Here is a 22847-nt window from a genome sequence, read left to right as displayed (position 1 = left end):
CCTGGGGAGAATTATTCTTTTTCAAACTTTTTATAATTAAGGATTTCCTTTAAGCCTATTCAGGAAGTAACCTCTGCAACATCTCGTTCCTAATAGCTATTAAAAGTAGCTTCTGTACAACTTTAAAACCTACTTACTTAAGAATATGAGTAGGGGTACAATTAGAAAACTTTAATTTGAGCGCAAATGTAAGGAAAAAAGCGGAGATAAATTCATTTATTTCTATTTTCTTTTATTTTTCCACTTTAAGTGCTGTAGAATCATAGACAAATGACAAAGAAAGTTTTGAAACACTTCTAATTTATAGGAGTAAATGAGCTATTATTTATTCTTTTCCCTTTGATTATATTGTTCAAAGTTCATCAATCTTAATATGTGATGTAGCATAGTGAGATTTAACTAAAAAGACTATTACTAACACTCTTTAGGACAATATAATTCTATTGTTATTTGTTCAACAAAAATATAAATTTTGTTCTGTAGGTCTATTTTTTTTCATATTTTTTGAATCACCTAATAATTTTATAGATGCCTGTTTAGAGTCCTTTTAAGAGGCAAGATAACACAATAGAGAGAATAAAGAAAGATATCCTCTTATTTTGAAAATCAGATTGCTAATAATTCGGAATAAAATGTGAAAATATAATAAAGTGTGAGCTGCTTTTTTATTCATTCTGAAAAATATTGTACCTTTACCCTCTTAAAACAGAAAGTGTAATGAAATCATTTATAGGTGGTTTTTTTCTTTTTTCATTATTTTTAGTAGGTTGTCGCTCCACGAAGGTAACTAATACACAGGGAACAGCAGATAGTTCTTTAGGAACTAAAGAAATACTCTCCAATCATGTCCATTCTTTTCCTACCTTTGAGACTTTAGTAGGCACACTTGATGTATCATTTGATAATGGAAGGAAACAGCAGAACCTTCCTCTTTCATTTCGTATGAAGAAAAATGAAACTATTTGGCTTAGTGCACCCTTGGGAATAGCCAAAGCATTAATTACTAAAGATAAAGTACGGTTCTATAATAAGTTAGATGCAACCTATTTTGAAGGAGACTATAGTATCTCTCAGCAATACTTAGGGGTAAGCTTTACCTTTGAGATGCTTCAAAACTTACTTATGGGACAGCTTATCCTTAAGAGTAGGCATACAGAAATAGAACCAGATCATGAAAAATATAAGGGAAAGCTCTCAGCGGAGCATTTCGAGGTTGCCTTTGAGTTAAATTCTAAATTTCGTATGGAGACGACCGAACTTCTGCAGGAGAGTGAAAATCGTTCTCTACAGGCTTCCTATACATACCAAAGCTTAGATGATCAACTTTTCCCTTTGATAATCTCTCTGCTTGCCAGGCAAGAGGAAAAGGTAACAAAACTTACATTGCAATTTAACAATCTACAGAAAAACACTCCTGTTAGGTTCCCATATAATGTTCCTACAGGATACCAACCTTTAACCCTTAATCTATAATGTACCGTATTATATTATTTCTTTTTCTTATAGGTTCTCTCTCAGATGCTTTTGCGCAATCATCTCATAAACAGAGACAGTTGGAGCGACAAAAGAAAGCTCTCATGGAACAAATCCGAGAGATGTCCGCCCTGCGTTCTCAGCAAGCACAGGAAAGGAAATCTCTGTCCTCACAGATAGAAGAAATTAGTGAAAAGATCAATGCTCGTACGCAACTAATTCGCTTAACGAATCATCAAGCAAATCTGTTAAATCAGCAAATAAAAGAAAATCAATCCCAAATTACTACCTTAAAAGATGAATTGGCTTCTTTAAAAAAAAGTTATGCAGCTGTCATTGCCCAGTCTTACAAAACACATTCCCCACGGAGTAGATGGTTATTTTTGTTATCCTCAGATAATTTTGCTCAAGGCTATAAACGCTTGAGGTATATCCAACAGTATGCCCAGTATCGTAAGAAACAAGCGGTGGAAATCCAACAGAAGAGCACACTTTTGCAGCAATTGACGGATTCTCTTTCCTTACAATACCAATATCAACAGAATATTTTAGAGGAAAATCAAAGGGAACAGAATCGTCTTTCTCAGGAGAAAAAACAACAAGAAACATTGGTGGCTTCTATTAAGAAAAAAGAAGGAGAATATGCTACTGAAATAAGGAAAAAGCAAGCACAGGCTAATAAGATAGATAGGGAAATAGATCGCCTTATTCGCCTTGCAATTGCAGAGGCAAATGCCAAAAAAGCCAAATCGGCTAAAGGGAAGAATGTATCCTCTACTACAGGTAAGGTCTCCGATAGGACCTTTGACTTAACACCAGAGGGGCAAGCTCTTTCTTCAGACTTTGAAGCTAACAAAGGGAAACTTATCTGGCCTATTGAACGAGGTTATAAGTCACAAGGTTTTGGTACTTATGACGACCCTGTGTATCCTGACTTAAAACATTATAATAATGGAATATCTTTAGTGGCACCTAAGGGAGCAGATGCACGATGTGTGTTTAATGGAGAAGTCTCTGCCATTATCTCTGTTCCTGGAGGAAATAAAGCCGTACAAGTAAGGCATGGAAATTTTATCACTATTTATTATAATCTTATAGAGGTATTTGTAACTAAAGGACAAAAGGTATTTACCAAAACACCCTTAGGAAAGATTTTTACTGATAGTGAAGGAAAAACAGAAATGAAGTTTTTTGTATATAAGAATACTAATAAGCTCAATCCGGAACATTGGATACGAGAATAAAGAAAAGAAAATGGCGAAAATAAAACTTTGGAAACAGGATCCTTTTGGGCATGCCTTGTGGATAAAAAAGTTTATCATACGGGTATTAGGATCTCTTACACATAGGCGCTACAGAGGGTTCAATCATTTACAGATAGAAGGCTCTGAGATTATTCGTTCTCTGCCAGAGAAAGGAGTACTATTTATTTCCAATCATCAAACCTATTTTGCTGATGTGATAGCAATGTATCATGTATTTAATGCAAGCTTAAAAGGGAGAGAGAATTCTCTGAAGAATATAGGATATGTATGGCGCCCTAAGTTAAACCTTTATTATGTGGCCGCTTCGGAGACTATGCATGCAGGATTACTTCCTAGAATCCTTTCCTATGTAGGAGCCGTACAAGTGAACCGTACATGGAGGGAGAAAGGTAAAGAAATACATCGGGAAGTGAGACCGGATGATATAAAGAATATAGGAATAGCTCTTAATGACGGATGGCTCATTACTTTCCCTCAAGGAACTACTTCTCCTTGGAAACCTATTCGTAAGGGAACAGCACATTTGATAAAGACCTATAAGCCTATAGTGGTACCTATTGTAATAGATGGATTCCGACGTTCTTTTGATAGGAAAGGAGTTGTAGTTAAAAAAAAGGGCATTCAACAGACCATGCGTATAAAACCCCCTTTGAAGATTGATTACGAAAGAGAAAGTATAGAAGAAATTGTTGAAAAAGTTGCTCTTTCTATAGAACAGCACCCTACATTTCTTGTAAATAAAGAGTAAAAATAAGGTTGTTAATAAATTATTTTAAAAAAAAGCCTTTTTTTATTTGTAGAATAAAAATTTGTCGTATATTTGCACCTCGCTAAACAAGGAGCGAATTTTTGTTTAACAGGGTCAGATGCCGGTATAGCTCAGTTGGCCAGAGCACGTGATTTGTAATCTCGGGGTCGTGGGTTCGAATCCCTCTACCGGCTCACATACTCATCATTTTACTATTATCAATAGGGGAGATACTCAAGCGGCCAACGAGGGCAGACTGTAAATCTGCTGGTTTTACCTTCACAGGTTCGAATCCTGTTCTCCCCACTATTATGTCTGCGGGAGTAGCTCAGTTGGTAGAGCGTCAGCCTTCCAAGCTGAATGTCGCGAGTTCGAACCTCGTCTCCCGCTCTTTAAAAGCCGATGTAGCTCAGGGGTAGAGCGCTTCCTTGGTAAGGAAGAGGTCACGAGTTCAAATCTCGTCATTGGCTCTTTCGCAGTATATAGTATATAATTACTTTATATATATTGTTTTCTATTATAACTAAGATTAAAATTATTTAAACATGGCAAAAGAGAATTTTGATCGTTCCAAACCGCACCTTAATATTGGTACTATTGGACACGTTGACCACGGTAAAACAACATTAACTGCGGCTATTACAAAAGTATTAGCCGATGAAGGTCTCTCCGAAGCGAGAAGTTTTGACTCTATTGATAACGCGCCTGAAGAAAAAGAGCGTGGTATTACTATTAACACCTCACATGTTGAATATCAAACAGCTAAACGTCACTATGCACACGTTGACTGTCCAGGACACGCCGACTATGTAAAGAACATGGTTACTGGTGCTGCACAAATGGATGGTGCGATCCTTGTAGTAGCTGCTACCGATGGACCTATGCCACAAACACGTGAGCATATCCTTCTAGGTCGTCAAGTAGGTATTCCTCGTATCGTTGTTTTCTTAAACAAAGTAGATATGGTGGATGACCCAGAATTATTAGAACTTGTGGAAATGGAAGTGCGTGAGTTACTTAACTTCTATGAATACGACGGAGATAATGGTCCTGTAATTCAAGGTTCTGCTCTTGGAGCATTGAACGGAGAAAAGAAATGGGTAGATAGTGTACTTAAATTGATGGATGCAGTAGATACTTGGATTGAACTTCCTCAACGTGATATTGATAAACCTTTCTTGATGCCTATTGAGGATGTGTTCACTATCACAGGTCGTGGTACTGTAGCTACAGGACGTATTGAAACAGGTATTGCTAATACTGGTGATGCTGTGGAAATTATCGGTATGGGAGCTGATAAACTTACTTCTACTATTACAGGAGTTGAAATGTTCAAGAAAATCCTTGATCGTGGAGAAGCTGGAGATAATGTAGGTTTGTTACTTCGTGGTATTGATAAGAAAGATATCCGTCGTGGTATGGTAATTTGCAAGCCAGGTTCTGTAAAACCACATGCTAAATTTAAAGCAGAGGTGTATATCTTGAAAAAAGAAGAAGGTGGACGTCACACTCCATTCCATGAAAATTATCGTCCTCAGTTCTATGTACGTACAACCGACGTTACAGGAACTATCCATCTTCCTGAAGGAGTAGATATGGTAATGCCTGGTGATAACCTTACTATTACTGTAGAGCTTCTTCAACCAATTGCTCTTAATGTAGGTCTTCGTTTTGCAATCCGTGAAGGAGGTCGTACTGTAGGAGCTGGTCAGGTAACTGAAATCTTAGATTAATCAAGAGGTTATTGAATTTTCATAAGATAAATTGATTTTAGAAAGGGTTTTGGTAACAAAACTCTTTTTATACGGGTGTAGTTCAAGGGTAGAATAGCGGTCTCCAAAACCGTTGATGGGGGTTCGAATCCCTCCACCCGTGCAGATAGTTTTAAGGAACTTTATAAAAACCAAAGAGTAATGATAAATTATATCAAAGAATCTTATACAGAATTAACACAGAATGTTACGTGGACACCTTTTGGGGAAGCACAACGGCTATTATGGGTGGTAACTATTTTCTCTGTTATATTTTCCTTGTTTATTGCAGGTGTAGATTTCATTTTTGAAAGCTTTATTGCACAGATATTTAAAATTTTCTAAATGACAGTCCTTGAAAAAAAATGGTATGTAGTACGTGCTGTAAGCGGACAGGAGAATAAAGTAAAGAGTTATATTGAGTCCGAGATAAGTCGCTTAGGGTATGCTGATTATGTGGAACAGGTACTTGTTCCTACTGAAAAGGTGCCTCAGTTACGTAATGGAAAGAAGATTAATGTAGAAAAGGTGTTCTTTCCTGGATATGTAATGGTAAAGGCTGATCTTTCTGGAGAAGTTTCCCATATTATTAAGAATATTTCAGGAGTTATAGGATTTTTGGGAGAAACAAAGGGAGGTACTCCTACGCCTATTCGTAAATCCGAAGTGAATAGAATGCTCGGAATAGTGGATGAACTCCAAGAAAAGGTGGAGACAGTACTTATTCCTTATGAAATAGGCGAATCAGTTAAGGTGATTGATGGTCCTTTCAATGGATTTACAGGAAATGTAGAGAAAGTAAACGAAGAGAAAAGGAAGTTAGAGGTAATTGTGAAAATCTTTGGAAGGAAAACACCTTTGGAACTTAGTTATACACAAGTAGAAAAAATATAGTATCTTTGTTTGGTCAAAGATTAAAAAATAATTTAATAAATTAAAGTTGAACAATGGCAAAAGAATTACACAAAGTAGTTAAACTACAAGTTAAGGGAGGTGCTGCGAATCCTTCGCCACCGGTTGGACCTGCCTTGGGAGCTGCCGGAGTTAACATTATGGAGTTCTGTAAGCAATTCAATGCACGTACTCAGGACAAGCCAGGTAAGATATTACCAGTTGTTATCTCCGTATACAAAGATAAATCTTTTGATTTTATTGTAAAGACCCCACCTGCGGCAGTTCAACTCTTGGAAGCAGCCAAAATCAAAGGAGGTTCAGGAGAGCCTAACCGTAAGAAAGTAGCTAATATCACTTGGGATCAAGTGCGTGCTATAGCAGAGGATAAAATGCAGGATTTGAATGCATTTACTATTGAATCTGCTATGAGTATGGTGGCTGGGACAGCACGTTCCATGGGAATCGCAATCACTGGAGATAAACCTTTTTAATTGATTTATTATGGCAAAATTGACAAAGAAATACAAAGAGGCTTTATCTAAAATAGAAGCTGATAAACTATATAGCCTTGCAGAAGCAAGTAAGAAAATAAAAGAAATTTCTTTTACTAAGTTTGATGCTTCTGTGGATATTGCAGTAAGGTTGGGAGTAGATCCTCGTAAGGCAAACCAAATGGTACGTGGGGTAGTTACTCTTCCTCATGGAACAGGGAAAGATATACGTGTACTTGCCTTAGTAACCCCTGATAAAGAAGCCGAAGCACAAGCTGCTGGTGCTGACTATGTAGGATTGGATGAGTACCTACAAAAAATCAAGGACGGCTGGACAGATATAGATGTGATTGTAACTATGCCAGCGGTAATGGGTAAGTTAGGGCCTTTAGGACGTATACTGGGTCCTCGTGGGCTTATGCCTAACCCTAAGACAGGTACTGTAACTATGGAAATCGGTAAAGCTGTACAAGAAGTAAAAGCAGGGAAAATTGATTTTCGTGTAGATAAAACGGGTATTGTCCATGCTTCTATAGGGAAAGTTTCCTTTTCCCCTGAGAAACTAATGGAAAATGCCAATGAACTAATCCAAACCCTTATTAAGCTAAAACCTACTACCGCTAAAGGTACTTATATCAAGTCTATTTACTTATCAAGTACTATGAGCCCAAGTGTAGCTATAGATACAAAAGCAGTCTAACAACGTAGTTAAAAGAGAAAATTATGACAAAAGAAGAAAAATCAGTAATAATAGAGGATTTAACCGCACAGTTAGCAGCAAATCATGTAATCTATCTGGCAGACCTCACAGGGCTTGATGCAAAGACAACCTCCGACCTTCGTCGTGCTTGCTTCAAAGCAAATATTAAATTATCGGTGGTGAAGAATACTTTCTTAGCAAAAGCTATGGAAGCCTCAGATAAGGACTTTGGAGAACTTCCATCTGTTCTTAAAGGAAATACTTCCCTAATGTATGCTGAAGTAGGAAATGCCCCTGCTAAGTTGATTAAGAACTTTAGAAAAAAATCAGAAAAGCCCCTCCTAAAAGGAGCTTATATAGAAGAGGCAATATTTATTGGTGATAACCAGTTGGAAGCACTCTCTTCTATCAAATCCAAAGAGGAACTTATCGGAGAGGTTATTACCCTCTTGCAATCGCCTGCTAAAAATGTTATTTCTGCTCTTAAGTCAGGTAGCGGAAAGTTGGCAGGAATTGTTAAAACACTCTCTGAACGTCAATAGTACACACACATTAATTATTTATAAACCATTAAAAAACGATAGAAATGGCAGATTTAAAAAATTTTGCAGAACAATTAGTAAACTTAACTGTTAAAGAAGTAAACGAACTTGCTCAAATCCTTAAGGATGAGTATGGTATTGAACCCGCAGCGGCTGCTGTTGCTGTAGCTGCAGGTCCTGCTGCTGGCGGTGGAGAAGCTGCTGCTGAAAAAACAGAATTTGATGTAATCCTCAAAAGTGCAGGAGCTAACAAATTGGCAGTAGTGAAATTAGTAAAAGATCTTACTGGGCTTGGACTAAAAGAAGCTAAAGAAATGGTAGATGGAGCTCCTTCTAAAGTAAAAGAAGGTGTTTCTAAAGCGGATGCAGAAAATCTTAAGAAATCATTAGAAGAAGCCGGAGCAGAAGTAGAATTAAAATAATTCTTTTCTTAGTTTTGACAATATGAAAGCCCCTATTAAAGGGGCTTTTTTATTGAATTTTGCATCCGTACGACCTTGTTTTATCGAAGGTTAAAATGTGTTGTTTCCCTTGATAGGTGAATCTTAATCCTATTTGTGTGGTGTTTTCAAAAGTTTCTGTATGGGGTAACTCTGAAAGACTTATATCGCCCACTTGAATAATATGCATAAACAGATCTTCCTTAGAAGATGTTTTTGGGCTCACTTCTATACGCCAATGTCCTAACTGTGGATGATTGGCAGGAGGGAGGTTCATAGCATACCCGTAATCTTGTGGTGTGAGTTTGGGTATAGGCCAGTTGCGACCGTCAGACCAGAAATCCTTTCCATTCCCTCCTATTTTGGTAAGTATAGCATCGGAAGGGAATAGGGTACGGCAAATCATCTTACCTCCATCAGAAGTTTCGGAAAATTCATTGTTCCCTTTCATTATAGGCTCATTAATAGTGTGTAGTAGCCATGTTTTAGGATAATTTTTGTCAGTAGCCGTTACTCTGTCAAATACTACAAAAAGGTCAGGGTAGAAGTATATAAATTCACGCATTACTAGCGATGCTTTTTTGGGGTTATAGCTTTTGGTAGCATCTGAAGCTAAATACACATAATCATTAGTGGTACGCATCTCTTTCATTACAGATTCGGTCATCTTGTATTGCCCGCCATCATTAGGAATGGGAAGGTTCTTAGGTTCGTTAGCAGCACCAGCCACTATGCCCCAGTATAAAGGGAATTTTTCATTAGGCATTTTGATGGTTACACAGTTATGAGCTACAGTACGTGCATAATAATGCGACAGGTGCCAGCTGGGTTCAGGACGAGTACCAGTATCTAAGGCACGGTAACCATGTTTGTATATAATAAAATGATTGTTGTCAAAATGCTTGTGATAATCTGATTTAGCACCAGTTACGAAGACTGCGTAAGTATCGTTATCACCTGTTCCTGAGCGCATAATAGCTTCACCCACCCCTTCAAAATACATAGCTCCTTTACCTGAAGAATTAACGCCTTGTACGCCTTGAGGAACTTGTTGCAAAAAGGGCATAAAGGGAAGACGTTCGGTAGCATGTTTCTTATGGAAAGAACCTAAAAGTCGTTGTAAATTGGAAGAATTCCCATAAATAGTAGCTATTTCCCTTAGATGGTAATTGATATCTCTTTCAGGAAGCAAGCAATCGTTATGATAGCTATCTGCTAATCCGAATTCGCGATTGCCTGGCAAACGATTCCAATCAATGAATTTTAAATATCCAAATACGTACTTCAGTTGACCAGAGATATCTACCCCTGTGGCTGCCTGGTAAGAACGGATAAAATTAAAGTCAGCGATAGGATTAGCTCCTACTGCATAGCCCATACAGGCAGTAATACCTCCACCACTATTGCCACTCATTTCACGACGAAAATCTGTCATTTTCAGATTCAAAGCCAGCCCTTTCTGGAACATCTCTTCACAACGAGCATTGTCAAAACCGTCATTGTGGAAAGTGATACCTATATACCACGGTAGGGATTCAGTACCATAAAAACCAGTATCATACCCACCCGTGTTCTCACGGATGCGTTCTGGACGTATGCCCTTTCCGTGCCAAGCAATTTCCATCATTATATCATAAAGAGGATGACCTATTTGCTCACGTTCGGCAGGAGTTAGGCTGTTATAAATCCAATCATAAGCACATAGTACACTGATTTGAGAGAATACATACCAATCGGCATTTAAGTTGTGTTGTATCCGAAGATGGTAATATTCGATGATTTTTTGCAAAGACTTTTTGGTATAATCCAGATATTTTATCTCTCCTGTTATGAGATATAACATAGCTACTTGCGATACTTTGCCTACTTTTATGCTGTTTTGAGTAGGGGTAATGATAGTAGGATTTTCAAAAAAGAGAGGCTCTGTTATGAATTTATCAATTTCTTTTTTAGTGTGTGTATACACCTCTGACAACGAAGTTTGGACTGCATTTTTGATTTTTGGAATATCTTCTTTGGTAATAAAAAGGCGAGGATGTTCATTGCGTACTACCCCCACGATATGTTGTGTATCTGAATCAGTATCTTTACGGCATGATACCATTATTAAGATAACACATACGATGAATACTGCATTTTTCATAAGTAAATAGAATGTTTTATTTTACTTTGTACAAAGGTATGACTTTCCCTTGGTTGTGGAATTAGATTGTAGTTTTTATTTTAACATGTCCTTCTTTCCGATGGCTTATTGTTGGACATGATTTGTATAGTGTTCTTTATTTTAAATTTTGTCGAAACATTTTTCTAAAGCGCATTTCATATTTTTTAGGATTAAGTTCTACGATAGGTTTATTTTTGCCATCGTACAGAACTAAACCTGCAATGGTAGGGAGTTCTTTGATATCAATAATCCATGATTTTTTTTCACCATCAATTCGGATAATACCTCCATGTACTGTTATTCCACATAAGCAATCGGAGGATGCAGCGGGGAGCTGGGCAGTGATAGCTTCCTTAGCTTCTTTATAAGAGGGGTTCTTTTGGGCTACCTTATAGTAGGCATCATCCTCCACGAAAGCAACAATCTTATGAGTACCTCCTGTATGAAGACTGGTGGAGATTTTTGTCTCTTGGGGGATTTCAGTAATATAAGACGACCTACAAGCTATAGCAAATATAGGTAAAAGGAGTAGATATTTTCTCATAGTATAAGGATTTAATGATATGCAGAGGCAAATATACAAATTTTAAAGCAAGAAACCATCTGTAATCCCTAAATATTTTTTACCTTTGCCCTTATGAAAATAGAAGTATTAAAATCAAAAATTCACCGCGTAAAAGTAACTGGTGCGGACTTGGATTATATAGGGAGCATCACTATTGATGAAGCTCTTTTGGAGGCGGCTAACCTTATTGTAGGAGAGAAGGTCTCCATTGTAAATGTGAATAATGGAGAACGCTTTGACACCTACATTATTCGTGGAGAGCGAAATTCAGGAACGATTACCCTTAATGGACCTGCTGCACGCAAGGTACAAAAGGGGGATATTGTTATTATTATTTCGTATGCATTGCTGGATTTTGAGGAAGCTAAGACTTTCCAGCCCACCGTCATTTTTCCTGATGAACAAACGAATTTGTTGCCTTAAAATGCTTTAGATAATGAAAATAGGAATACTTTTCTTATCAATTTTTCTTTTTTTCTTTGGCAATGCACAAGAGAAAAGGACAGATTATTTAAACTATCCATACAAATATCTAAACAAGAATTATCAAATAACTATGGATAGTAAAACTTTTGAGAAAGCAATTCAGAAACATCGATTTCTCAAGGAACGTGTTCGTGCCTATCCGGATTCTCTGGCTGTAGTACTTATGTATGAACTTAATGATTGGAGAGCTACGCGGGAAGCTATGGCTGCTATTACCTATACTTGGGATAGAATTCCTTATTACACGCTACTTAAGAATGTTGAAGAGGCAAAACAACTTGCTAGGCAATGGAATATTACTCATCCTTATAAGTTATATACCTTTCTTGCTGCAGAGGACAACAAAGACAAAAGAGTAGAAGTTTTTTTTAAAGAATTAAAAAAGAAAATCCGGAAAATAGATGGAGGTGCCTATGACCTGAGTGATGCTTCACGAGAAGAGATTCTCCGTTATGCTTTCAAGATTAGCCCCGAACGAGCTAAACTTTGGGAGGAAATCCAGAAAAAGTACAACAAATAGGAGTTTGTGAAATTCAATTCCTATTTCAATAGAGTAGTTACATTCTCTAAAACTTCTTTAACGAGCACATTCTCTTCTATAATATTTTCAGAAAGTTCTTTTTTGTTTTGTTGCAGATGAATAATTTTCTCTTCTAAAGTGTCCTGGGTAACAAAACGAATGACAGTTACTTTATGCTGCTGTCCTAAGCGATGAGCACGGGCAATAGCTTGTCGTTCAGCAAAAGGATTCCACCAAGGATCTAACAGGAGTACATATGAGGCAGTGGTGAGGTTCAGCCCCACTTCACCTGCCTTGAGAGAGATAAAGAAGAACATAATATCCTTGTCCTTCTGAAAGGACTCTACCTGTATTTTTCGCTCTGGTATAGGGGTGTCCCCCGTCAGAGTAGTGAACTTAATATTATTTGTCTTACACCAATCTTCATAAATTTCTAAGTGAGAGATAAAACTACTGAAAATAAGAGCTTTATGTTGTGAGAGCAATAGCTGCTCTAAGAGATTAATTACCTCTTCATATTTTCCTGAGGGGATACTGCTTTGCTTATCCAATAGCTTGGGATGGTTGCTGATTTGTCGCAATAGGGTAAGCATATTTAGAATATTTAAGGTTTGGGAATGATTGTCAATATGTAAGAGTTTGTTACGAACTTTTGATTTTTCACGCTCATACCATTTCTTTTGCTCTTCACTCATAGGGCAATAAACAATTTGTTCCTCCATATCAGGCAAGTCCTGTAATACTTGCGCCTTAGTACGTCTAAGGAGAAAAGGGCTAATAATGGTTTTGAGTTCTTCCATTATAATGGGATCGTGTTTCTTTTCAATTCCAATTCTGAAGTAGTTATTGAATTTTGTAAAACTTCCCAATATATTAGGGTTGATAAACTGCATTTGTGACCATAAGTCGGTTAGTGTATTCTCAATGGGGGTACCACTGAGGGAAAAGCGATGATCTGCCTTAAGGAGATTAATGGATTTGAAAATTTGGGAATTCTTGTTTTTTATCCGTTGGCTTTCATCTAATATAATAATTCGGAAAAGACACCCTTCTAATAACTTGGCGTCTCGGGTAATGATAGGATAGGTAGTGAAAATAATATCATAGTTTATGAGTCGTCTTATCTTTGTTTTTCTTTCTTCTCCTACATATTGTGTACATTTGAATTGTGGTGTGAATCGTTTCACCTCTTCATACCAGTTGAAAAGAAGAGTTGATGGCAGAATAATAAGGGCTCTTAAAGGTTCTTTTTGTTTTTGCCCGAGTTCAAAAAGGTTAGAAGGTTGTTCTATTTCTTTTTCTGAAAAGGTATCATGGATAGCTACCAATAGAGCAAGTATCTGGAGCGTTTTCCCCAATCCCATATCATCAGCTAAACAAGCACCCATTCCACTGTAATAATGTTCTAAAAGCCACTTAACACCATCTTTTTGATAAGGTCGTAGGGTTGCTTTCAGGTTAGAAGAAGGGGAATATGTAATATCAGGAGAAATATATTTGGGTTTTATCTCAGGCAGATTTTTCAGTAGAGCATAGTTGTTCTTGGGAAGTTGTATTTTCCCATTATTAACTTTTCCGAATTTAGCAAGTTTCTCATATTTGGCAAACCATTCCTTAGGAATGATAAAAAGTGTTCCATTAGCGAGGGTATATATAGGATTATTCTCCTGAATATTCTGAATAAGGTTGGCAAAAGAGAATATCTCGTTGCCTTGTTCTATCCATAATTCTATATCAAACCAATCTTTTTTATTAGTGGCTTCTTTGGAGTGGATCTTAGGAAGTTGTAAAGAAACTCTCCTACCATGAATTTCTATAGGTTCAATGAAAAAATCTGCAGCTATTAATTCTTCTTTATGCTTGAGCAGATGAAAATAAGAAGCAAAAGGGTCATTATCATCTACAAAGAAAATCCCTCCTTCATTTATAAATCCTATTGCTTCCAGAATATGATGCTTTTGGGCTTCTTCAGAGAGATTCCTTTTATAATTATCAATTGTTATAGTGCCATTGGAAGCAATATTTAAGTTAGAATGATATCCTTTATTTTGGTTACTACCAAAAATATATCCATCGTAGTCAAAAGAAAGGAAAAACTTGTAATGTTGGGTAAGGAAGTCATGGACAAACTTTATAGTGACTGATTTTATACTGTTCTTCTGGATAATATCAAATCCAATGGTGTTAATCTCTACCTTTTTAATAATTTCTTTAAGAAACTTATTGAAGTATTCAGGGATTATTTTTTCAGGGATAGTAACTGTTGTTTTCTCTAAAAAAGGCTTTAGGTTAAGAGCTTTGATATCTTTAATGCTGACTAATTTTTTATCAATAACTATCCATGATTTTTCATAACTAAGGAGTGTTATCTTATGTTCAGAGGGAGATAGTTTGTCTTGATTATCATACAAGGATAATCGGTAGATGATGCCATCAGGTACTTTCTCAAATTCCAAAGAAGGAATGAGTACTTTTGTAGTATTTTCTATATATTGATTCTCCAAAGGCTGTTCTTTGTTAAGAGATACCGTAAGGAGTAGCTGGTTTGTTGCAATAATTTCTAATAGTTTTGAAATTTTTTCCTCTATTTGTTGTTGTATATATTTCTTTTTATCATTATCATTGTATAATTTTTGTATAGAAATCTCCCTTTTAGTAAATTTCTCTAACAAAGAAGGAAGTTGTAGGCTATTGGCTATGAGCAGCGCTTCTTCCTTATAAGGGTTTAGTGGAATAGGAGTGCTTTTCAGGACTTCGTCTGTAGCTTTTCTGAGGAAATACCAATGGTTATTCTTTTGCTGAGCAATGTATGGAATGGGTAATAATCGTTGGAAATTAGGATCAAAGGAGAAATCAAAGAAAAGTTGGTACATATTCAGGTATTATGGAACTTAGAAATATAAGATTGAAAAAGGGAATATTTTTAATTCTATATATTATTTCTCTTTTACTATTTTCTCCTGTCGGTTAATGGACTCCTGATGGATGGCTTTAAATATTTGGATAACGAATTCTTCGCTGAGTCCATCACGATCTCCTTCGGAAGTTGCCTTTTGGAGAATTTCATACCATCGTTGACTCTGTAGGATAGCCACGTTATGGGTCTTCTTGAGCTTTCCTATCTCATCGGAGAGGAGCATACGCTTTTTTAGTAGGGCAAGGAGCTGGTCATCAATGAGATCAATATGGGAACGTAGGGTATTGAGTTGATAAGAAAAACTTTCCTCTGCAAAAGAAGTTTTCCTAACACGTAAATCATTCATTATCTGTATTAATCTCTTAGGGGTAATTTGTTGAGAGGCATCACTCCATGCCTTATCTGGAGTGCAATGGGTCTCTATCATGAGTCCATTAAAGTTCAAGTCAAGGGCAGTTTGTGAGACGTCAAAGATTAATTCTCGCTTACCTGTAATATGTGAAGGGTCACAAATCAGGGGTAGGTCAGGAAACTTGTTTTGTAGTTCAATGACCAATTGCCATTCAGGAATATTTCTATATTTTGTTTTCTCGTAAGTGGAGAATCCACGATGAATAACTCCTAGGTTTTTAATGTCTGCTCGTAGGAGTCGTTCTATAGCTCCCAGCCATAGAGCCAAATCAGGATTAACAGGATTTTTAACTAAGACAGTCTTATCTGTACCTTTAAGTGCGTCAGCGATTTCTTGTACTATAAAAGGGCTTACTGTGGATCGGGCACCTATCCAGAGCATATCAATATCATGTTCTAAGGCGAGCTTCACATGGTCTCTATTGGCTACTTCGGTCGCTGTTTTTAACCCTGTTTCTTCCTTTACTTGTTGAAGCCATCGGAGTCCTAAAGCACCTACTCCTTCGAACATACCTGGTCGTGTACGCGGTTTCCAGATACCAGCACGGAAGTAAGATACATCAGTATCCTTAAGGGCATGGGCAATTTCAAGTACTTGCTCTTGTGTTTCAGCACTGCAAGGACCTGCAATCACAACAGGGTGGGAAAGGTGTAAATCCTCTAACCATTTTCGATTCTCTTTGTTAATTTCCATGGGTAAGTTTTTAAATAGAGTAGGCTAATTAATCGTTAATGTATCTTAAGGAATATCTGTATAAATAAAAAAAAGCCTTCCAAAGGAAAGCCTTTCATTGGTTAAAATAACCTGTGTAAAACCAAATATTACACAAAACAACACAACTAAATTTAGCGGTCTGGACGGGACTCGAACCCGCGACCCCATGCGTGACAGGCATGTATTCTAACCAGCTGAACTACCAGACCTCGGTTTTGTTTTGCGGTGCAAAGATACAACATTTTTTTATATCAACAACATTTTTTTGAAAAATAATTAATTATTTTATTTTTTGCTTATAATCAATAATTTATAAATATATTTATTGGATATCCTCCGAAAAAATATTTAAAGAAAGGCTTCTTTTTCCTTAAAAAATATTTTCTTTGAAGAAGAGAAAGGTAAATAGAGGTCTTTTATTTTAATTCTTGTAAAAAATTTTCTACTTTTGCACCTAAATTCACATGCAATGAAAAGAGACGAAATTATAGAAACTATCAATGAAGTATTGGTAGAGGAGTTTGAGGTAGATGGAGCACTCATCCATCCTAAAGCAAATTTTAGAGAATCCCTGGAACTTGACAGTCTTGATTATGTAGACTTGGTAGTGGTCATTGAGGAAAAATTTGGAGTAAAACTCGTAGAGTCTGATTTTAAACCTATAGTTACTTTTGATGATTTCTATACTATCTTAGAGCAAAAAATCAATGCAAAAGAAAAAAGTTGTTAGAACAAAATGGCAAGGAAAGTCAAAAGGAAATGTATTGGGTTATAGGATTTTTGTATTCCTCATTAAGTACTTAGGGATTCGCTCAGCGTATGTATTACTTATCTTTGTAGCTTTTTATTATTTTCTCTCTCAATGGAAGTCTAATGGATATCTTTACAGGTATTTCCATAGACGATTGGGGTATTCTCCTCTGAAGGCTTTTGTATCGGTATATCGGAATTATTTTGTATTTGGACAAACGATTATAGATAAGGTGGCTATTTTTGCTCAGTTTCATCATCAGTTCACCTATGAATTTGATGGAGTGGAGCTGCTCCGTTCTCTTCTACAAAGGCACAAAGGAGGAATTCTTATTTCGGCTCATATAGGTAACTTTGAAGTAGCAGAGCTTTTTTTCAGAGAGCTTGATGTGGATTGCCAGATACATACAGTTACTACGGATATGGAGCGCTCTGCGATTAAGGAGTATCTGGAAGGAATTTCCTTACGGAAGTATACCCCTAAGTTTATTTTTGTGAAGGAGGATATGTCTCACATTTTTGAAATCAGCGATGCCTTACAGAATAATGGAATTATCTGCTTAACAGGGGATCGCTATTTTGAAGGAACAAAATATCTTAGAGCAACTTTATTAGGGAAGGAGACACATTTCCCAGCGGGACCTTTTATGATAGCTTCTCGCTTGGGAGTGCCTGTAATATTTGTATATGTGATGAAGGAGAAGAACTTGCATTATCATCTTTATGCACGTATGGCTCAGGCTAAGCACCGTGATGCTCAAGGACTCCTTAATGCTTTTACAGAGAATATGGAGCAAATGCTTCGTAAGTATCCCCTACAATGGTTTAACTATTTTGATTTCTGGGAGGAAGATGAAAAAGAGGCTTAATGAGCCTCTTTTCTTATCCATAAATAGTATATTTGTACCAAGCAAATTAAGGCATTAGGGATAATCACAGGCCATAATTTGTGATCATACATGAAGCCATAAATAACAAAGCAAAGGCATCCCACTAAGTTAATCATTCTGATGTGGGTAATTTTTTTCATTATAAAACTCAGTACAAGGCATACGGAGGCAAGATAACCGATGTATTCAGGATTTATCATTATTTCTTCTTTCTGTTTTTATTATTAATAGATGTTTTTGTTGGAGATGTTTTCTTTACTCCCTTCTTTTCTTTTTTAGGTACGGGTACAAGGGCGGCAGCCTTAGGGTCAAGAATACGATGTACCCCTTTAGGAGATATATTCACGGCGATAATCTTTCCTTGTTCGTCCAAGAGAAAGTTCGCAGGGATATCAATAATTCCTAAGGATTGTATCGTTTCTTCTTTGAACTTTCTAGGAGCGATGGTACTTGTCCAGCGAATACCTTCTCGGTGGAGATGGTCAATCCATGTATTCCTATCATTATCTAAATATATGGAATAGATTGTAAAGCCATGTGAACGATGGTATTCCTTGAATAAGTTCCCAAACTGGCGATCTGCCTCTACACAAGCGATACAGTCAGAGGCAGTGAAATTCACTAAGGTAAGTTTTTTTCTGACAGCGGAGAGCTTTTCAGTTCCCTTTTCTGTAGAGAGTTCAATATCGGGGAAAGTACTTCCAACCTGTGTTTTACTCATGGCACTTAGTAGTACTTCTATTCTTTGGAGATCTTCCTTATCCTGAGTGTTCTTGTCCAGAAGGCTATATAGTCTTTGTGCTTGTTTATAGGAAATATCCCTATTGGTAAGTAGTTCTGAGAGTAACATTCCTGCAAACTGACTTTTAGGGTCTTTACGAATAATTTGCTCTAAGCGTGCGGTAAGTAGCTCCGGCAGATTGGCGGCTTTGGCACTCTTAGTTCTAAAGAGTAGAAAGTTCTTTACCTCATTAAGGGTTTGGCTTCCATTGAGACTTTTGATGTATACTTGTCGTTTGTTCTCAATGGCAATATCCAAAGAAAGGTCTCCTTTGTCTAAGATGAAAAAGCCTGTCTCCTTAAATTTTCTGTTTACTGATAGGGAGGCTTTCATAGGATAAGCAATATTCCCTTGAAAGTGGAATTCCTTATTATTAACAGTAGTGCTATCCACCTTATCTCCATACCATAGGTAAATTTTTCCTTCATAAGGAGTACTTATATTACCATCCAAGGTGAAGTTTTGGCTTCTTCCCCACCAGGTAAGGAATAGGAATAAATATAGAAAATAATTTCTCATGAGTTATAAATAATGGGCAAAAATATAAAATATTTTTTATTTTACCTATTAAAAAGAACAAAAGAAGAATATTTTAGGTGAAAAAGATGAATTTTTTAATGGTTTTTTAGTAACTGAACGTAAGATTTTGTAGGGTAAAAAGAGTAATTTATATTTTATAAAACAATGATATTTAGCATTTTATATAAAAAACAATGCTTTTTTTTCAACAAAGTAGTGTTAATCAAAAAAACTTTATTACTTTTGCAACGAGTTAAATTAAAATTTAAAATTATGTCAGACATCGCATCAAGAGTAAAAGCTATTATCGTGGATAAGCTCGGAGTTGATGAAACAGAAGTGGTACCTGAAGCAAGTTTCACAAATGATTTAGGAGCTGATTCCTTGGACACTGTAGAATTGATTATGGAATTCGAAAAAGAATTTGATATCCAAATTCCTGATGATCAAGCTGAAAACATCTCAACAGTGGGACAAGCTATTAAGTATATTGAAGAAGCAAAACAATAGCATTCACTCACTTGAAAAAATGCTCTACGGGGAGGCAAAACTCCCCGTTTTGGTATATGTAGGCGATACATTTTAATTTTAAACCTAAATTATTATGCAAACCAGAAGAGTCGTTATAACAGGATTAGGAGCCATTACTCCTATAGGAAATACTTTAGAGGAATATTGGAAAGGACTTCTTGAAGGGATTAGTGGGGCAAACCTTATTACTCACTTTGATGCTTCTAAGTTCAAAACACAGTTCGCTTGTGAGGTAAAGGGCTTTGATGTTGCCCAATTTATTGATAAGAAGGAGGCTCGCAAAATGGATCGATTCGCCCAATTTGCCATCGTAGCCTCTGATGAAGCGCTGAGAAATTCAGGACTTGACCTGACAAAGGAAGACAAAGGTCGTATAGGAGTAATTTGGGGTGCTGGAATAGGAGGACTTACTACTTTCCAAGAGGAAGTACTTGCCTTTGGCAAGGGTGATGGTACTCCTCGCTTCAACCCCTTCTTTATTCCCAAAATGATTGCAGATATCGCTCCAGGGATAATTTCTATTCGTCATGGACTTCGGGGGCCTAACTTTACTACCGTTTCAGCCTGTGCCTCTTCTGCTAATGCACTGATAGATGCATTGAGTTATATCCGTTTGGGTTATGCTGATGTAATTGTCTCAGGAGGTTCGGAAGCGGCTGTAATAGAAGCTGGTATCGGAGGATTCAATGCCTTACACGCTCTTTCTACACGTAATGATGATTATAAAACTGCATCACGTCCATTTGATGTAACTCGGGATGGTTTCGTTCTTGGAGAAGGAGCTGGAGCTCTTGTCTTGGAAGAATATGAACATGCCAAAGCACGTGGTGCAAAAATATATTGTGAATTAGCAGGAGCAGGACTCTCTGCGGATGCTTATCACCTTACAGCTCCCCATCCAGAGGGAATAGGTGCTAAGGATGTGATGAAGAATTGTTTGGCAGATGCTAAAGTCGCTCCTGAGCAAGTGGATGCTATTAACCTACATGGTACCTCCACTCCTCTGGGAGATATTGCAGAAACAAAGGCTGTAAAAGAAGTATTTGGAGACCATGCTTATCAAATTAACCTTAATTCCACTAAGTCCATGACAGGACATTTGCTGGGAGCAGCAGGTGCTATTGAAGCTATTGCCTCTGTTTTGTCCATTGAACACCAAATAGTGCCTCCTACTATCAACTTTGTAAATCCAGATGAGAATATTGACCAAAAGTTGAACTTTACCTTTAATAAGGCACAAAAACGCTCAATAAAGGTTGCTATGAGTAATACTTTTGGTTTTGGAGGACATAACGCTTGTGTACTATTTAAAAAAATAGATTAAATGAATTTTTTCCATAAAATAATGTCCCGTTTTCAGAGAAGAGACGGGATTTTTTTTATAGAGATGGAGAAACTATTAGGGTTTCCACCTAAAGAGATTCGTTATTATGAAGAAGCCTTTACCCTTGGTTCCAATAGATCACAGGATTTAGGGCATCCTATTAGCTATGAGCGCTTAGAGTTTTTGGGAGATGCCATTCTTGGAGCGGTGATCGCTCATTTTGTTTTCCTACAAGCACCTAATAAGGATGAGGGAGACCTTACTAAAATGCGTACTCGGATGGTCCGCCGGGATAATCTTAACCAAATAGGTGAGGAATTACAGCTAAGGGAATATCTGCAAACAGAGAGAAAGTCATTGCTTTTGAGTGGGAATATCAGTGGTAATCTTCTGGAAGCCTTAGTAGGAGCTATTTACCTAGACCGAGGATATCAGAAGGCAACGGAATTTATTCATAGGATTCTGATTGATGCCAATTTAAGCATGAAAGACTTGGAGAATAAAGTAATTAGTTACAAATCACTTATGGTGGAATGGGCACAGAAATATCATAAAACCATTGCTTTCATAGCCGAAGAAGACCCTACTTACAAAGGGAAAATAAAATATTTCCAAGCACGAGTGATGATCAATGACAAGGTATATACCAAAGCCCATGATACTTCTAAGAAAAAAGCAGAAGAGCGTGCCGCCAAGCGTGCCTATTTTAGGGCTCTTGACCGAAGAAAAGATAGTAAAAAGAAAAAGCAGAAGAACAAAGAGGAATAAATTAACATGCCACAGACACAACCTACTCCCCAACAAGAATCCCAAGAGGAACTCCTTACTCAATATGCTGACCTCTACCAGATAATTCTTTATAATGATGATTATAATACCTTCGATTATGTGATAGATTTGCTTATGGAGGTATGTGAACACACGTACGAGCAAGCTGAACAATGCGCTATGATTGTCCATTATTCAGGAAAATGTCCCGTAAAAGAAGGTACTTATGAGGATTTGCTTCCTCGCTGTAGTAAACTCCTCGTCGCAGGTCTCACTGCTGAGATACTGCCGAGATAAATGAGAGTGTCAAGGATAAAGGCTATTACTATTTAGTAGAGACCAAGGTTATTTCTTATTAAAGATATTTATTTTGTCAGGAATGACTTTTACAGAGAGGGCTTTTTTAGAAGTCCTTTTTATGTCCTGTATGACCTCATCAGTTCCATCTATGCTAAGCTTAACAATTTTATTGGACAAAAGGAATAAGGAACTATCCAAGTCTATGTTTTTTGAAATATAAAGTTTTTGGGGCTTTAGATAAATAAATGCCTTTTTAAGTTTGGTAAAGAATTTTGCTACTTTTGTCGAAAAATCTTTATTATTGGTACGAGTATAAAAACGTCCACTTACATAGACTCCCGTGGGATTTTTGAAAGCTGTACAATATTCTAATATACAACTATTATATTCATCTAATATAAGGGCTTTCCTCTAAAGTATGCTCCCTATAGGTAATATGTTCCTTACCATCCACATCAGTTAGAAGGTAAAATTTTTTATCTTCTGTATTTTCAAACAGTTGTAGGCTATCTTTCGAACTAAGAACCTCTATCATTTCTCCAAAATGCTGGCGTAATATATCTGATATGATTTTTCTATCAGTATTCGTGGCATAAAAATTTAGCTGTCTACTCATACTCTTTAATTTTTTTGTTCTTATTAACGATTTTTTAAGTATAGTCTCTTTTGTTTTAATTACAATTATTGTCTTATTTAGCATCTAATGCTCAGAAATGAGTTCTTTCTTAAGTGGCAAATATACATTATTTTTCCAAGTTATACAAACCTAATGAGCTGATTACTCTCTTTTCTTCTTATCAATCCTATTTGATAGTGGTTTCAAAAAAAACTGATAACCAACTACCTAAAAAATAATTTCAAATTTTCTCCATAATTATTTTGCCAATTCAAAAACTTGTTAT

Annotated in this window: 25 protein-coding genes and 6 tRNA genes; 23 read left to right on the top strand and 8 right to left on the bottom strand. The window is 36.7% G+C overall.

Features of this window, described 5'->3' with window-relative positions:
* Window positions 1-717 precede the first annotated feature (717 nt).
* The 15 genes from HMPREF9071_RS00875 (at window position 718) to rplL (ending at window position 8286) form a co-directional block, all read left to right on the top strand.
* Window positions 718-1473: a DUF4292 domain-containing protein gene (locus HMPREF9071_RS00875; protein WP_009744635.1), complete on the top strand. Its 756-nt coding sequence runs from the start codon at window positions 718-720 to the stop codon at window positions 1471-1473.
* Complete coding sequence (locus HMPREF9071_RS00870; RefSeq protein WP_009744634.1) at window positions 1473-2717, top strand: murein hydrolase activator EnvC; 1245 nt, start codon at window positions 1473-1475, stop codon at window positions 2715-2717. The genes HMPREF9071_RS00875 and HMPREF9071_RS00870 overlap by 1 nt, the downstream gene beginning before the upstream one ends.
* 10 nt (window positions 2718-2727) lie before the next feature.
* Window positions 2728-3486, top strand: coding sequence for a 1-acyl-sn-glycerol-3-phosphate acyltransferase (locus HMPREF9071_RS00865; RefSeq protein ID WP_009744633.1), 759 nt, complete (start codon window positions 2728-2730; stop codon window positions 3484-3486).
* A gap of 120 nt (window positions 3487-3606) precedes the next feature.
* Window positions 3607-3680: transfer RNA gene (locus HMPREF9071_RS00860), tRNA-Thr, on the top strand.
* 30 nt (window positions 3681-3710) lie between these two features.
* A tRNA-Tyr gene (locus tag HMPREF9071_RS00855) sits at window positions 3711-3792 on the top strand.
* Window positions 3793-3803: 11 nt separating this feature from the next.
* Window positions 3804-3876: transfer RNA gene (locus HMPREF9071_RS00850), tRNA-Gly, on the top strand.
* An 8-nt stretch (window positions 3877-3884) separates the two neighbouring features.
* A tRNA-Thr gene (locus HMPREF9071_RS00845) sits at window positions 3885-3956 on the top strand.
* A 75-nt stretch (window positions 3957-4031) separates the two neighbouring features.
* The gene (tuf, locus tag HMPREF9071_RS00840; RefSeq protein WP_009744632.1) at window positions 4032-5219 is read left to right on the top strand and encodes an elongation factor Tu; all 1188 of its coding nucleotides are present in this window, start codon (window positions 4032-4034) and stop codon (window positions 5217-5219) included.
* A 71-nt stretch (window positions 5220-5290) separates the two neighbouring features.
* Window positions 5291-5361, top strand: a tRNA-Trp gene (locus HMPREF9071_RS00835).
* Window positions 5362-5399: 38 nt separating this feature from the next.
* The gene (gene secE, locus HMPREF9071_RS00830) at window positions 5400-5582 is read left to right on the top strand and encodes a preprotein translocase subunit SecE (protein WP_009744631.1); all 183 of its coding nucleotides are present in this window, start codon (window positions 5400-5402) and stop codon (window positions 5580-5582) included.
* A complete protein-coding gene (gene nusG / locus HMPREF9071_RS00825; RefSeq protein WP_009744630.1) occupies window positions 5583-6131 on the top strand; it encodes a transcription termination/antitermination protein NusG in 549 nt (182 codons plus the stop codon).
* 53 nt (window positions 6132-6184) lie between these two features.
* A complete protein-coding gene (rplK, locus tag HMPREF9071_RS00820; protein WP_009744629.1) occupies window positions 6185-6622 on the top strand; it encodes a 50S ribosomal protein L11 in 438 nt (145 codons plus the stop codon).
* Window positions 6623-6632: 10 nt separating this feature from the next.
* A complete protein-coding gene (rplA, locus tag HMPREF9071_RS00815; protein WP_009744628.1) occupies window positions 6633-7322 on the top strand; it encodes a 50S ribosomal protein L1 in 690 nt (229 codons plus the stop codon).
* Window positions 7323-7345: 23 nt separating this feature from the next.
* Window positions 7346-7864 carry a 50S ribosomal protein L10 gene (gene rplJ / locus HMPREF9071_RS00810; protein ID WP_009744627.1) on the top strand — a complete coding sequence of 173 codons (519 nt, stop codon included), beginning with the start codon at window positions 7346-7348 and terminating at the stop codon, window positions 7862-7864.
* Window positions 7865-7908: 44 nt separating this feature from the next.
* Window positions 7909-8286, top strand: a complete 378-nt coding sequence (gene rplL, locus HMPREF9071_RS00805; RefSeq protein ID WP_009744626.1) for a 50S ribosomal protein L7/L12 — start codon at window positions 7909-7911, stop codon at window positions 8284-8286.
* A 49-nt stretch (window positions 8287-8335) separates the two neighbouring features.
* On the opposite strand, the gene HMPREF9071_RS00800 is transcribed toward rplL, so the two are convergent.
* Together HMPREF9071_RS00800 and HMPREF9071_RS00795 are read right to left on the bottom strand one after the other, a co-directional pair.
* On the bottom strand, window positions 8336-10447 hold the full coding sequence (locus tag HMPREF9071_RS00800) for a heparinase II/III family protein (protein ID WP_009744625.1): 2112 nt from the start codon (window positions 10445-10447) through the stop codon (window positions 8336-8338).
* A 136-nt stretch (window positions 10448-10583) separates the two neighbouring features.
* Entirely contained in the window at window positions 10584-11012 is a 429-nt protein-coding gene (locus tag HMPREF9071_RS00795; protein WP_009744624.1) for a hypothetical protein, read from the bottom strand.
* A gap of 93 nt (window positions 11013-11105) precedes the next feature.
* Here HMPREF9071_RS00795 and panD point away from each other — a divergent pair, with 93 nt between their 5' ends.
* On the top strand, window positions 11106-11456 hold the full coding sequence (gene panD, locus HMPREF9071_RS00790; protein WP_009744623.1) for an aspartate 1-decarboxylase: 351 nt from the start codon (window positions 11106-11108) through the stop codon (window positions 11454-11456).
* A gap of 13 nt (window positions 11457-11469) precedes the next feature.
* Window positions 11470-12039 (top strand): hypothetical protein, encoded by a 570-nt coding sequence (locus HMPREF9071_RS00785; protein ID WP_009744622.1) that lies wholly within the window; start codon window positions 11470-11472, stop codon window positions 12037-12039.
* Window positions 12040-12059: 20 nt separating this feature from the next.
* Here the strand turns inward: HMPREF9071_RS00785 and HMPREF9071_RS00780 are convergent, their stop codons facing one another.
* From HMPREF9071_RS00780 to HMPREF9071_RS00770, 3 genes are all read right to left on the bottom strand, one after another.
* Window positions 12060-14912, bottom strand: coding sequence for a DEAD/DEAH box helicase (locus tag HMPREF9071_RS00780; RefSeq protein ID WP_009744621.1), 2853 nt, complete (start codon window positions 14910-14912; stop codon window positions 12060-12062).
* 63 nt (window positions 14913-14975) lie between these two features.
* A complete protein-coding gene (locus HMPREF9071_RS00775; RefSeq protein WP_009744620.1) occupies window positions 14976-16061 on the bottom strand; it encodes a bifunctional 3-deoxy-7-phosphoheptulonate synthase/chorismate mutase type II in 1086 nt (361 codons plus the stop codon).
* A gap of 156 nt (window positions 16062-16217) precedes the next feature.
* Window positions 16218-16291, bottom strand: a tRNA-Asp gene (locus tag HMPREF9071_RS00770).
* Window positions 16292-16551: 260 nt separating this feature from the next.
* On the opposite strand from HMPREF9071_RS00770, the gene HMPREF9071_RS00765 reads away from it, so the two are divergent.
* Together HMPREF9071_RS00765 and HMPREF9071_RS00760 are read left to right on the top strand one after the other, a co-directional pair.
* Window positions 16552-16812: a phosphopantetheine-binding protein gene (locus HMPREF9071_RS00765; protein ID WP_009744619.1), complete on the top strand. Its 261-nt coding sequence runs from the start codon at window positions 16552-16554 to the stop codon at window positions 16810-16812.
* Complete coding sequence (locus tag HMPREF9071_RS00760) at window positions 16790-17701, top strand: lipid A biosynthesis acyltransferase (protein ID WP_009744618.1); 912 nt, start codon at window positions 16790-16792, stop codon at window positions 17699-17701. The genes HMPREF9071_RS00765 and HMPREF9071_RS00760 overlap by 23 nt, the downstream gene beginning before the upstream one ends.
* On the opposite strand, the gene HMPREF9071_RS00755 is transcribed toward HMPREF9071_RS00760, so the two are convergent.
* Window positions 17698-17922 (bottom strand): hypothetical protein, encoded by a 225-nt coding sequence (locus HMPREF9071_RS00755; RefSeq protein WP_009744617.1) that lies wholly within the window; start codon window positions 17920-17922, stop codon window positions 17698-17700. The two genes, HMPREF9071_RS00760 and HMPREF9071_RS00755, sit on opposite strands and share 4 nt — an antisense overlap.
* Window positions 17922-19022 (bottom strand): TlpA disulfide reductase family protein, encoded by a 1101-nt coding sequence (locus HMPREF9071_RS00750; RefSeq protein ID WP_009744616.1) that lies wholly within the window; start codon window positions 19020-19022, stop codon window positions 17922-17924. Before HMPREF9071_RS00750 ends, HMPREF9071_RS00755 begins: the two co-directional genes overlap by 1 nt.
* Before the next feature lie 273 nt (window positions 19023-19295).
* Between HMPREF9071_RS00750 and HMPREF9071_RS00745 the strand changes: the two genes are divergently transcribed.
* From HMPREF9071_RS00745 to HMPREF9071_RS00730, 4 genes are all read left to right on the top strand, one after another.
* On the top strand, window positions 19296-19532 hold the full coding sequence (locus tag HMPREF9071_RS00745; RefSeq protein ID WP_040357877.1) for an acyl carrier protein: 237 nt from the start codon (window positions 19296-19298) through the stop codon (window positions 19530-19532).
* Window positions 19533-19626: 94 nt separating this feature from the next.
* Window positions 19627-20877, top strand: coding sequence for a beta-ketoacyl-ACP synthase II (gene fabF / locus HMPREF9071_RS00740; protein WP_009744614.1), 1251 nt, complete (start codon window positions 19627-19629; stop codon window positions 20875-20877).
* Window positions 20878-21645, top strand: coding sequence for a ribonuclease III domain-containing protein (locus HMPREF9071_RS00735; protein WP_009744613.1), 768 nt, complete (start codon window positions 20878-20880; stop codon window positions 21643-21645).
* Between the two features lie 6 nt (window positions 21646-21651).
* Window positions 21652-21942 (top strand): ATP-dependent Clp protease adaptor ClpS, encoded by a 291-nt coding sequence (locus HMPREF9071_RS00730; protein WP_009744612.1) that lies wholly within the window; start codon window positions 21652-21654, stop codon window positions 21940-21942.
* 391 nt (window positions 21943-22333) lie between these two features.
* Here HMPREF9071_RS00730 and HMPREF9071_RS12420 read toward each other — a convergent pair whose 3' ends face one another.
* On the bottom strand, window positions 22334-22561 hold the full coding sequence (locus tag HMPREF9071_RS12420; RefSeq protein WP_253908239.1) for a hypothetical protein: 228 nt from the start codon (window positions 22559-22561) through the stop codon (window positions 22334-22336).
* Window positions 22562-22847: the final 286 nt, after the last annotated feature.

This window comes from Capnocytophaga sp. oral taxon 338 str. F0234, from assembly GCF_000192225.1.
Classification (GTDB): Bacteria; Bacteroidota; Bacteroidia; order Flavobacteriales; family Flavobacteriaceae; genus Capnocytophaga.
The sequence above is the reverse complement of the archived record's forward strand: the minus strand, read 5'-3'. Positions and strand labels throughout refer to the sequence as shown.

Bases quoted from the DNA above. Each gene is read 5' to 3' on its own strand.
- HMPREF9071_RS00730 (WP_009744612.1), top strand. From the start codon at position 21,652: ATGCCACAGACACAACCTACTCCCCAACAAGAATCCCAAGAGGAACTC.
- HMPREF9071_RS00780 (WP_009744621.1), bottom strand. From the start codon at position 14,912: ATGTACCAACTTTTCTTTGATTTCTCCTTTGATCCTAATTTCCAACGA.
- HMPREF9071_RS00735 (WP_009744613.1), top strand. From the start codon at position 20,878: ATGAATTTTTTCCATAAAATAATGTCCCGTTTTCAGAGAAGAGACGGG.
- rplL (WP_009744626.1), top strand. From the start codon at position 7,909: ATGGCAGATTTAAAAAATTTTGCAGAACAATTAGTAAACTTAACTGTT.
- secE (WP_009744631.1), top strand. From the start codon at position 5,400: ATGATAAATTATATCAAAGAATCTTATACAGAATTAACACAGAATGTT.
- panD (WP_009744623.1), top strand. From the start codon at position 11,106: ATGAAAATAGAAGTATTAAAATCAAAAATTCACCGCGTAAAAGTAACT.
- HMPREF9071_RS00870 (WP_009744634.1), top strand. From the start codon at position 1,473: ATGTACCGTATTATATTATTTCTTTTTCTTATAGGTTCTCTCTCAGAT.
- rplJ (WP_009744627.1), top strand. From the start codon at position 7,346: ATGACAAAAGAAGAAAAATCAGTAATAATAGAGGATTTAACCGCACAG.
- fabF (WP_009744614.1), top strand. From the start codon at position 19,627: ATGCAAACCAGAAGAGTCGTTATAACAGGATTAGGAGCCATTACTCCT.
- HMPREF9071_RS00750 (WP_009744616.1), bottom strand. From the start codon at position 19,022: ATGAGAAATTATTTTCTATATTTATTCCTATTCCTTACCTGGTGGGGA.
- HMPREF9071_RS00800 (WP_009744625.1), bottom strand. From the start codon at position 10,447: ATGAAAAATGCAGTATTCATCGTATGTGTTATCTTAATAATGGTATCA.
- tuf (WP_009744632.1), top strand. From the start codon at position 4,032: ATGGCAAAAGAGAATTTTGATCGTTCCAAACCGCACCTTAATATTGGT.
- rplK (WP_009744629.1), top strand. From the start codon at position 6,185: ATGGCAAAAGAATTACACAAAGTAGTTAAACTACAAGTTAAGGGAGGT.
- HMPREF9071_RS00775 (WP_009744620.1), bottom strand. From the start codon at position 16,061: ATGGAAATTAACAAAGAGAATCGAAAATGGTTAGAGGATTTACACCTT.
- HMPREF9071_RS00760 (WP_009744618.1), top strand. From the start codon at position 16,790: ATGCAAAAGAAAAAAGTTGTTAGAACAAAATGGCAAGGAAAGTCAAAA.
- HMPREF9071_RS00785 (WP_009744622.1), top strand. From the start codon at position 11,470: ATGAAAATAGGAATACTTTTCTTATCAATTTTTCTTTTTTTCTTTGGC.
- HMPREF9071_RS00745 (WP_040357877.1), top strand. From the start codon at position 19,296: ATGTCAGACATCGCATCAAGAGTAAAAGCTATTATCGTGGATAAGCTC.
- HMPREF9071_RS00875 (WP_009744635.1), top strand. From the start codon at position 718: ATGAAATCATTTATAGGTGGTTTTTTTCTTTTTTCATTATTTTTAGTA.
- HMPREF9071_RS00765 (WP_009744619.1), top strand. From the start codon at position 16,552: ATGAAAAGAGACGAAATTATAGAAACTATCAATGAAGTATTGGTAGAG.
- HMPREF9071_RS00795 (WP_009744624.1), bottom strand. From the start codon at position 11,012: ATGAGAAAATATCTACTCCTTTTACCTATATTTGCTATAGCTTGTAGG.
- HMPREF9071_RS00755 (WP_009744617.1), bottom strand. From the start codon at position 17,922: ATGATAAATCCTGAATACATCGGTTATCTTGCCTCCGTATGCCTTGTA.
- nusG (WP_009744630.1), top strand. From the start codon at position 5,583: ATGACAGTCCTTGAAAAAAAATGGTATGTAGTACGTGCTGTAAGCGGA.
- rplA (WP_009744628.1), top strand. From the start codon at position 6,633: ATGGCAAAATTGACAAAGAAATACAAAGAGGCTTTATCTAAAATAGAA.
- HMPREF9071_RS12420 (WP_253908239.1), bottom strand. From the start codon at position 22,561: ATGAGTAGACAGCTAAATTTTTATGCCACGAATACTGATAGAAAAATC.
- HMPREF9071_RS00865 (WP_009744633.1), top strand. From the start codon at position 2,728: ATGGCGAAAATAAAACTTTGGAAACAGGATCCTTTTGGGCATGCCTTG.